At 64.3% G+C, this 6,671-nt stretch carries 7 protein-coding genes; all 7 read right to left on the reverse strand.

Annotated features, from left to right (window positions below; all coding sequences use genetic code 11):
- Window positions 1–2: 2 nt before the first annotated feature.
- On the reverse strand, window positions 3–761 hold the full coding sequence (locus AB5Y70_RS05905) for an electron transport complex subunit E (protein ID WP_043156384.1): 759 nt from the start codon (window positions 759–761) through the stop codon (window positions 3–5).
- A gap of 16 nt (window positions 762–777) precedes the next feature.
- Window positions 778–1,410, reverse strand: coding sequence for an electron transport complex subunit RsxG (gene rsxG / locus AB5Y70_RS05910; protein ID WP_043156385.1), 633 nt, complete (start codon window positions 1,408–1,410; stop codon window positions 778–780).
- A gap of 43 nt (window positions 1,411–1,453) precedes the next feature.
- On the reverse strand, window positions 1,454–2,506 hold the full coding sequence (gene rsxD, locus AB5Y70_RS05915) for an electron transport complex subunit RsxD (protein ID WP_010674314.1): 1,053 nt from the start codon (window positions 2,504–2,506) through the stop codon (window positions 1,454–1,456).
- Between the two features lie 3 nt (window positions 2,507–2,509).
- The gene (gene rsxC / locus AB5Y70_RS05920; protein ID WP_043156388.1) at window positions 2,510–5,140 is read right to left on the reverse strand and encodes an electron transport complex subunit RsxC; all 2,631 of its coding nucleotides are present in this window, start codon (window positions 5,138–5,140) and stop codon (window positions 2,510–2,512) included.
- Between the two features lie 14 nt (window positions 5,141–5,154).
- A complete protein-coding gene (gene rsxB / locus AB5Y70_RS05925) occupies window positions 5,155–5,721 on the reverse strand; it encodes an electron transport complex subunit RsxB (RefSeq protein ID WP_043156390.1) in 567 nt (188 codons plus the stop codon).
- Between the two features lie 4 nt (window positions 5,722–5,725).
- Window positions 5,726–6,307 (reverse strand): electron transport complex subunit RsxA, encoded by a 582-nt coding sequence (gene rsxA / locus AB5Y70_RS05930; RefSeq protein ID WP_039038677.1) that lies wholly within the window; start codon window positions 6,305–6,307, stop codon window positions 5,726–5,728.
- 151 nt (window positions 6,308–6,458) lie between these two features.
- Window positions 6,459–6,671, reverse strand: a 213-nt coding sequence (locus AB5Y70_RS05935; protein WP_368175974.1) for a zinc ribbon domain-containing protein, incomplete at its 5' end; no start/stop codon positions are given.

Raw genomic sequence — 6,671 nt, forward strand, 5'->3', positions numbered from 1 at the left:
TCTCAGAGCTGGGTAGTGCGGGCGCCCGCCGCCGGCACGGTGCAGTGGGCCTTCTCGGCACTCTGCTTGCGGCCCATCCAGTCGTTGATGGCGTTTTTGCCGGCGATCATCAAACCGAGGCCGATGAAGCCGCCGGGGGGCAGGATCGCCAGCAGCAGGCTGGCGTCGGCGTGGAACAGCTCGACGCGCAATGACTTGGCCCAGTCACCCAGCAGCAGCTCGGCACCGTCAAACAGGGTGCCCATGCCAATGATCTCGCGAAGGCCCCCCAGTACCAGCAGCACCAGGGTAAAGCCCAGCCCCATCATGAAGCCGTCGAGGGCGGCAAGCAGGGGCGGGTTCTTGGAGGCATAGGCTTCGGCGCGGCCGATGATGACGCAGTTGGTGACGATGAGGGCGATGAAGATGCCGAGCGCCTGATAGAGGCCGTAGGTGTAGGCGTTCATCAACAGCTGCACGCTGGTCACCAGGGCCGCGATAATCATCACGTAGACCGGGATGCGGATATCCTTGGGCACCCAGTTGCGCACCAGGGAGACGGCGAGGTTGGAGCAGACCAGTACCACCATGGTGGCAAGGCCGAGCCCCAACGCATTGGTAAAGGTGGAGGAGACCGCCAGGGTGGGGCAGAGTCCCAGCACCTGCACCAGGGAGGGGTTGTTCTTCCACAGTCCCTGCAGCATCAGCTCCTTGAGCTCTTCGCGGCTGCCACTTTCCCCGGCGGGTTGGCTGGCCGTGTCAATCACGTCGACTTGTTCCATAGCGTGTGCTCCGGCGTTAGGGGTTGGTATGGCAGGAGGGGGCATCGTGCAGCAGTTCGGGGTGCTCCTGTTGCAGCCTCAGCAAATTTTTCACCGCCTTGACCACGGCCCGCGGAGTGATGGTGGCCCCGGTGAAGGCGTCGAATTCGCCGCCATCCTTCTTCACCGCCCAGGTGGTGTCGTTGTCGGCCGTGAGGGACTTGCCGGTGAAGCTGTCGATCCAGCTGGATTTCTTCAGTTCTATCTTGTCACCAAGCCCCGGGGTTTCCTTGTGGGCCAGCACCCTGACCGCACTGACGGCCCCCTTGGCATCGGTGCCGACCACCATGCGAATGGCTCCACTGTAACCATCGGGGGCCACGGTTTCCAGCGCGTAGCCGGTATGCACCCCTTTGAGAGTGGCGGTATAGAGGGGCATGGGCTCATCGCTGCCCAGGTATTCCCGGCTGCTGACCAGCTTGCAACTGGCCACCAGATCGTTGTCATAACTCCCCTCGGGCAGCAGGGCCTGCAGGGTGCGCAGCTTCTCCAGCTCTTGCTGGTGGGCGATGCGATCCCGGGTCAGTTCGTTGGTCAGCACCACCATGGCGGTGCAGCCGAGGGCAAAGAGGGCCAGGGTCAGGCCATTCTTGCGCATGCTTTTCAACATGGGAGGCTCCCTGTCTCGCGTCTGCGGCAATTCAGATGGGGGTTCATTTGCGACGGGCTCCATAGACCTTGGGGCGGGTCAGACTGTCAATCAGGGGAACGCACAGGTTGGCCAGCAACACGGCGAAGGCGAAGGCATCCGGATAGCCGCCAAAACGGCGGATGACATAGACCAGCACGCCGATGAGCACACCGTAGACGAGGCGCCCCTTTGCGGTGGTGCTGGCACTCACCGGATCGGTGGCGATGAAGAAGGCCCCGAGCATGGTGGCACCGCTGAACAGGTGCAGCATGGGGGTGGCGGTGGCATCCGGGGTGGCCAGATAGCCCAGGGTGGCAGCGAGCAGCAATGCGCCCAGCACGGCAGTCGGAATGCGCCAGTTGATCACTTTCTGCTGGAGCAGGAAGAGGCCTCCCAGCAGGTAGCCGAGGTTGACCCAGCTCCAGCCGATGCCACCCCAGCCCTCGAAGACCTTGTGGGTCATCACTTCGGTGGCGGTCAGCCCCTGGGTCAGCCCGGTCTTTAAGGTATCCAGCGGCGTGGCCATGGTCAGGCCATCCACCCCCTGCTTGAGCTGCAGCATGCTGTAGCCGTCGAGGCTGAAGCCGGTGAAGATCACCGAGGCCGCATCGGCGAAGCCGATGTCGTAGGCGGCGATGCTGGAGGGGGGCAGCCAGCTGGTCATCTGGACCGGGAAGGAGACCAGCAGCAGCACATAGGCCACCATGGCAGGATTGAACAGGTTCTGACCGAGCCCGCCATAGAGATGCTTGGCGATGATGATGGCGAACGCCGTGCCCAGCACCAGCATCCACCAGGGCAGCAGGGGGGGCAGGGAGAGACCGATGAGCACGGCGGTGAGCGCCGCGCTGCCATCCAGCAGGGCCGGTTTGACGGGGCGGCCGCGCAGGCGAAGGACCAGGGCCTCCGAACCCAGGGCCGTGACCAGCGCCAGCAGGATCTGGATCAGGGTCCCCCAGCCGAAGAACCAGGTCTGCGCCAGGAAGCCGGGCAGGCAGGCCAGGATCACCAGCACCATCAGGGTCTGGGTCTGTTTGCGGTTGTGGGCAAAGGGCGCACTCGCGATATTGAACATGGATCAGTGGCTCTTGTCGGTCGAAGGGGAGGAGGCAGCCTCGGCCGCCAGCTTCTTGGCTTTGGCCCGGGCGATGGCGGCGGCGATGGCCGCCTTCTTGGGGTCCACTTCGGCAGCGGGCTCGGATGCGGCGGCCGGGGCCTCAACGGCGTTATCGGTTGTGTTCACGGATGTCTCACCCGCGACCACAGGCCCATCCCCTTGCGCCTGGGCGGCCTTCTTGGCCTTGGCCCGGGCGATGGCGGCGGCAATGGCCGCCTTCTTGGGGTCCACCTCGGCGGCGGGCTCGGATGCGGCGGCCGGGGCCTCAACGGCGTTATCGGTTGTGTTCACGGATGTCTCACCCGCGACCACAGGCCCGTCACCTTGCGCCTGGGCGGCTTTCTTGGCCTTGGCCCGGGCGATGGCGGCGGCAATGGCCGCCTTCTTGGGATCCACCTCGGCGGCGGGCTCGGATGCGGCGGCCGGGGCCTCAACGGCGTGTTCGGTTGTGTTCACGGATGTCTCACCCGCGACCACCGGCCCATCACCTTGCGCCTGAGCAGCCTTCTTGGCCTTGGCCCGGGCGATGGCGGCGGCAATGGCCGCCTTCTTGGGGTCCACCTCGGCGGCGGGCTCGGATGCGGCAGCCGGGGCCTCAATGGCGTTATCGCTTGTGTTCACGGATGTCTTATCCGCGTCCAGCGGTGCGTCACCTTGCGCCAGGGCGGCTTTCTTGGCCTTGGCCCGGGCGATGGCGGCGGCAATGGCCGCCTTCTTGGGGTCCACTTCTGCGGCGGGTTCGGATACGGCGGCCGAGGCCTCAACGGCGTGTTCGGTTGTATTCACGGATGTCTTATCCGCGACCACCGGCCCGTCACCTTGCGCTTGAGCAGCCTTCTTGGCCTTGGCCCGTGCCAGGGCTGCGGCGATGGCGGCTTTCTTGGGATCCAGCTCTGCCTTGGGATGTTGCTCCCCAGGTGCCGGGGTGTCAGCCAGCTCATTGTCCTCGCCATTGACCGCCTTGGCGGCACGACGGGCGATGGCCTCCTGCTTGCGCGCCTCACGGGCGGCAATCATGGCCTCGTTGTCCGGTGCGGGTGTGCTCACGCCCACCTGGGTCGTCTCCTGTTTGGCCTTGATGCGGGCCAGGGCGGCGGCGACCGGATCTTCGCCCCCGGCCGTCGTCATGGCCTGGCGACGCTGGGCTGCGGCTTCGGCGTGGCGGGCTTCGCGGGCCGCCTTCTCACGCTCGAAGCGAGCCTGCTTGGCCTCGAAGCGCTGCTTGGCACGTTCGGCCTTCTCGGCCTCGGCACGGGCCTCGCGGATGTCATCCTTGGCGATCTTGTAGTACTGCACCAGGGGGATTTCGCTCGGGCAGACCCAGGCACAGGCGCCGCACTCGATACAGTCAAAGAGGTTGAGCTTCTCGGCCTTGTCGTACTCCTTGACCCGGCTGTACCAGTAAAGCTCCTGGGGCAGCAGGGTGGCGGGGCAGGCATCGGCGCAGGCACTGCAACGGATGCAGGCCTGTTCCGGGCCGGGGGGCGGCAGCTCGGCGCGGGTGGGGGAGAGCAGGCAGTTGGTGGCCTTGACCACGGGGACCATGGCGTGGGGCAGGGTGAAGCCCATCATGGGGCCCCCCATGATGACCCGCTGATCCGCCTCCGGTTGCAGCTCGAAACGCTGGAGCAGCCAGCGTACCGGCGTGCCCAGACGCACCCAGGCATTGCCGGGTTTCTTGAAGGCGTCGCCGGTGAGGGTGACGATGCGCTCGATGAGCGGCTCCCCATCGATGATGGCGCGCTTGATGGCAAAGACGGTGGCGACGTTGAGCACCATGATGCCCATGTCGACCGCCCGGCCTCCTTTGGGCACCTGGCGTCCGGTGAGCAGCTCTATGGTCTGTTTGGCGCCGCCGGAGGGGTACTTGGTCGGTACCGACTTGACCAGCACGTCGGCGTCGCTGGCATGGCGGGTCAGGGCCTCGATGGCCGCCGGTTTGTTGTCTTCCACCCCGATCAGGGTGAGCTTGGGCTTGAGCAGGTGCTTGAGTACCCGGATGCCGTCTATGATCTCGTCGGCGTATTCCTGCATCAGACGGTCATCTGTGGTGATGTAGGGTTCGCACTCCAGCCCGTTGATGATGAGAATTTCGGTGAGCTGGCCACGGCCGTCGAGCTTGCTGTGGGTCGGGAAGACGGCGCCGCCGAGCCCGGCGATGCCGGCCTGCTGGATGCGCTCGAGCAACGCCCCCCGCTCCAGGTTCCAGTAGTCAGGCTGGGGTGTGCGCTCGCCCCAGGCATCGTCTCCGTCCGGGGTGAGGAGGATGCAGAGATCGTCAAGACCGGAGGGGTGCGCCACCGTGTGCTGCTCGATGGCGGTGATGGTGCCCGAGGTGGAAGCGTGCACCGGCACGATGCGTCCCTTGTCAAAACGGGTGAGGGGTTGCCCCTTCTTGACCTTGTCCCCCACCCGCACCAGCAGTTCGCCGGCCGGACCCGCGTGCTGGCGCACCGGAATGATGAGCTGTGGGGGAAGGCCCGCGTCAACGACGGGGGTCAGGCTGGACTGGTGCTTGTTCTCGGGGGGATGGATGCCGCCGTGAAAATCCCACAGAGTGCCGGCTTTGATGCGTTCGAGCAGATGCTGCATGGTTACTCCGCTGTTTATTCCACTATCTTGACCGGAATGGCGACCTTGGCCAGATCCCATTTCCAGTTGTCGACCGTGGTCGGCACCGGGATCATTTCGATACAGTCGGTCGGGCAGGGGTCGACGCAGAGGTCGCACCCAGTGCACTCGGCGGCGATGACGGTGTGCATCGCCTTGGTGGCACCCAGGATGGCGTCGACCGGACAGGCCTGGATGCACTTGGTGCAACCGATACACATGTCTTCGTGAATGAAGGCCACCTTCTTGACGGGGATTGCCGCGTCTTCACCGCCGTCCAGAGACTGGGGCTCGACCCCCATCAGGTCGGCAATCTTGCGCATGGTGGCGTCGCCACCGGGCACGCACTTGTTGATCTTGTCGCCATTGGCCAGGGCGTCGGCGTAGGGTTTGCAGCCCGGGTAACCGCACTGGCCGCACTGGGTCTGGGGCAACAGGGCATCGAGCTGATCGACGATGGGATCGGCCTGCACATGAAACTTGACGGCGGCAAAGCCGAGAATGATGCCGAAGGCCAGGGCAAGCAGGGCCAGCACCAGAATGGCAAAGAGTATGTGAATCATAGCGTTATATCTTGATGAGGCCGGTAAAACCCATGAAGGCCAGCGACATCAGGCCAGCGGTGACCATGGCGATGGAGACGCCACGAAACGGTGCCGGCACGTCGGCGGCCACCAGCCGCTCACGCATGGCGGCAAACAGGATCAGCACCAGAGAGAAGCCGACGGCGGCCCCGAAGCCGTAGATGATGCTCTGGATGAAGTTGTGGCGCTCGTTGATGCTGAGCAGCGCCACGCCGAGCACGGCACAGTTGGTGGTGATGAGCGGCAGGAAGATGCCGAGCAGGCGATAGAGGGTCGGGCTGCTCTTGCGGATCACCATCTCGGTGAACTGGACCACCACGGCGATCACCAGAATGAAGCCCAGGGTGCGCAGGTAGGCGATCTCCAGAGGGATCAGGATATAGTGCTCCATCAGATAGGAGCAGGCGCTGGCCAGCGTCATGACGAAGGTGGTGGCCAGACCCATGCCGATGGCGGTTTCCAGCTTGCCGGAGACACCCATGAAGGGGCAAAGGCCGAGGAACTTCACCAGCACGAAGTTGTTGATCAGCACGGTGCCGACCAGTAAAAGCAGGTACTCAGTCATTGAAGATGGGTTATCCGGTATGAAGGCGGCCGTATTATCTGATGTTAGGTGCCTTTAGACAACCGCAAGGCCGTATGGTTATTATTCGAATGCCCAATTCTTGACATCCTCCCCCACCTTAGCGCTTCGCGTCACAGGAGGGGGATTCCCATTACTGGGTGATAGCTGCTCGCGCAGTACCGGGTTCCTGCTTCATCGGGCGGCCTGATTGCACCACGCCTCCACAGGCTAAAACGGCGTGTCCCGCCGCTAAAATATTGCGAGCGCCGTTCACATCGGCGTTCGCCTCATAACCACACGCAGCGCATTTAAACTGGCTTTGCGTCTGGCGGTTATCCTTCGCAGTATGCCCACAACAGGCGCA

The organism is Aeromonas sp. s1(2024), assembly GCF_040908005.1.
Classification (GTDB): domain Bacteria; phylum Pseudomonadota; class Gammaproteobacteria; order Enterobacterales; family Aeromonadaceae; genus Aeromonas; species Aeromonas caviae.